3 protein-coding genes are annotated in these 2,972 nt (G+C 64.5%); all 3 read right to left on the minus strand.

The features are described from left to right. Positions 1–1,450: glycosyl hydrolase 53 family protein (locus HP499_RS22820; RefSeq protein WP_172326350.1), on the minus strand; the 1,450-nt coding region annotated here is incomplete at its 3' end. 60 nt (positions 1,451–1,510) lie between these two features. Further along, the gene (locus tag HP499_RS22825; protein WP_172326351.1) at positions 1,511–1,720 is read right to left on the minus strand and encodes a hypothetical protein; all 210 of its coding nucleotides are present in this window, start codon (positions 1,718–1,720) and stop codon (positions 1,511–1,513) included. A 90-nt stretch (positions 1,721–1,810) separates the two neighbouring features. Beyond that, the coding region (locus HP499_RS22830; protein ID WP_172326352.1) for a beta-galactosidase trimerization domain-containing protein at positions 1,811–2,972 on the minus strand (1,162 nt) is incomplete at its 5' end.

A 2,972-nucleotide genomic window follows, 5' to 3' on the forward strand; every position in this document is an offset into this window, starting at 1 on the left:
CGCCCGGGGCGGAGGCCACCACATCCTGGACTGCGCGGAAGTTCGCGGCCTGCCCGGACGGCGTGGCCGGGTAACCCTTGACCAGCTGGCCCGGAGTGGCGATGACGTTCTCCCAAGGGGCATTCAGGTTGTCCGCGAGGGTGAACGGGTACGAGGTTTCCACCACGATCACGTCCTTGTTGTACCGGGCTGACAGCGAGGTCACGGAGCTCTGCAGGGTAGCGAGTGTGCCGTGCCAGTAGCCGTAGTAGGACAATCCGATGATGTCGAACGGCACGGAGCGGGCGGTGGCTTGGTCGTACCACCAGTTGATCCCGTCAATCCCGTTGTTAAGGTTGGTCAGGTGAAGGATCTTCTTGGTGCCGGGGCTGACGTCGCTGACCGCGCGCGCCCCTGCCTTCAGGAAGGATGCCAGGTTGTCCCACTGGGCGCCTGTCACGGAATCCTTGGGATCAACGTCGTAGGACTGGCCGTGGGGCCACAGCATGCCCGGGTTGATTTCGTTGCCGATCTGGGCGGCGTACGGGGTGACACCAGCAGCTCCAACGGCAGCCATGACATCACGGGTGTGGTTGTACACCGCGTCCGCGAGCCCTGCCGGAGAGAGTCCCTGCCACCCGGCCGGGACTCCCTGGGCACCGGGATCAGTCCACCGGTCCGAGTAGTGGAAGTCGATCAGGACACGCATGCCCTGGGCGTCGGCGCGCCGGGCCATGGCGGCGACCTGTTCCTTCATGTTGAAGCCGTCCGCCGGGTTGACCCACACTTTCAACCGGACAAGGTTGGTTCCTGCCTCTGCGAACGCCTCGACCGGATCCACGGAATTGCCATCCGCGTCAGCGTAAACAGCGCCGTTCGCTTCGTTCTTGGGAATGCTGCTGAGGTCTGCTCCGCGGACCTTACGATCGACCTTGCCCGGGGTGAAGGTGATGTTGTCCATGCTCGCCCAGGCACCTGCGCCGCTGGTGGTCAGCTTGAGCGTGCACTTGCCGCTGGTGACGTTGGCGCTCACGGCCATCGACAACCATTGGTCGTCCGTTTCGGTAGAGGGCAGGATTGTTGTCCCGTGCGCCCCGCAACCGGCGAGGGTCAACCGGGACGATTCCACGGGGCCTCCGGATTTGATGATTGCCCGGAACGTCCACCAGCCTTTCGCAAGACCGCTAAGGGTCTGTGACGTTGTGACCGTCCCATTGCCTGGAAGCCAGTGCGTCAGGCGGCTGTTGGATTCAAACCCACCGGACTCCACTTTGGCCGCATCTCTGTGTCCGTTAACAGTCCATCCGTTCAAGCCTGCCTCGAAACCTGCATTGGTGATGGTTTCGGCAGCTGTTGCTGCGCCCGGGGCAAGCAGGCTTGCGCCTGCCAGGGCTAAAGCGAGTAGGACGGCGGGTAGCAGCCGTCGTTGCTGTTTCAGTGTTCCGGGGGTACTCGGGGCGGGGTGGTTCATGGTTCGTCCTCCTTGACGGGTGCTGCCGGGGTCTTACCTGGAAGTGGAACTGTTTGCGGGTTAGTGGCTGCGCTCGCGGGTTAGGCCGAAAGGAACCTCGTCGCTGACGGAGATGGTGAAGTGCCCGGGGTTGAGCCGGGTCACCAAGATGCCGTGCCCGCTGCGGGTGGCCTGCGGCTGCAGGTGCTGGATGGCGGCGTTGAGCTGGTCCTCAAGTTGGGTGGCGGTTTCCACCCGGACTTCCACTGAGGTGTCGGCGGCAGTGTTCATGGGGCACCTTTCGGATAAAGCCGGGAGCTGGCGATTGGAATACCGGCCCGGACCGTGGTCGGTCCGGGCCGGTGGCCTGGGTTCAGCGGGTCAGGGGTGTTCCGCTGGAGCATGGATGACGCAGATGGTGCCGGCGGGAACATGCGCGGTTCCGCCGACGGCTTCGCCGGAGAGCAGATTGAGCCCGGTCGCCGGGTATTCGGCGTCCGCATCTGTGTGGTTGATGAGGAAGGTGAACGTACCGTCCTCGGAGGTTCGTGAAGCCACTTCCAGCCCGGCGGGGGGCTGGACTCCGGTATCGATTCCGGCATTCCGCACGGCGTCCAGAACGACGTCGGCGAGGTGTCCGCCGTCGAGCTTGGTGGAAACGTACCAAGCGGTGCCGCTGCCGAAATCGTTGCGGGTGATGGCGGGTCCGGATGCCGCGGGTCCGCTGGTGTAACGGCTGAGGACCGTGGCGGTGCCGGGGTGGATCTCCTCGGACCAGACGGTGCCGGTGGCGCCGTTGCCGAGGGTGACGATTTCTTCCTCGCGCAGGGGCAGGAATTCGTGGATCTCCAGGCCAAGGACGTCACGGAGGCCACCGGGGGAGGCGCCTGCCGGGACAGTGTCGTTGGTGTCCACTATGCCGGAGAAGTAGGACACCAACAGGTGGCCGCCGTCGTGGACGTAGTGGCTCAGGTTTGCGGACGCTTTGTCACCCACTAGGTAGAGCGCCGGGGCCAAAACCAGATCATACCCGGAAAGGTCCGCTTCGGGATGGGCGAAGTCCACGCTGATGCCGTGGTTCCACAGGACGGAATAAAAGGATTCGATGCGTTCGCGGTGGTCCAGATCGCTGGTGGGCCGCCATTCCAGGTCCTGCGCCCAGAACGATTCCACGTCCCAGAGGATGGCCACGCGTGATGACACAGTGGAGCCCTTGACGGGGAAGAGCTTCCCCAGGTCGTCGCCGAGGTCCAGGACTTCGCGCCAGATACGGGTGCCGGTGCCGGCGTGCGGGAGCATTGCGGAGTGGAACTTTTCCGCGCCGTAGCGGGAAGCGCGGAACTGGAAGAACATTACGGCGTCGGCACCGCGGGCCACGTGGGACAGGCTGTTGCGGGCCAGTTCGCCGGGGCGTTTGGCGATGTTGCGGCCTTGCCAATTCACGGCCCCAGTGGAGTGTTCCATCAGCATCCAGGGACGGTTGCCCGCCAGGGAGCGCGTGAGGTCGGCGTCCATTGAGAGCAGGACGTGGTTGTCTGTTCGC

Origin of the sequence: Paenarthrobacter sp. CM16, assembly GCF_013179505.1 — a bacterium.
Lineage (GTDB): Bacteria > Actinomycetota > Actinomycetes > Actinomycetales > Micrococcaceae > Arthrobacter.

What these genes read in the sequence shown, in the direction of transcription:
- HP499_RS22825 (WP_172326351.1), bottom strand. Translation starts at nt 1,720, where the DNA reads ATGAACACTGCCGCCGACACCTCAGTGGAAGTCCGGGTGGAAACCGCC.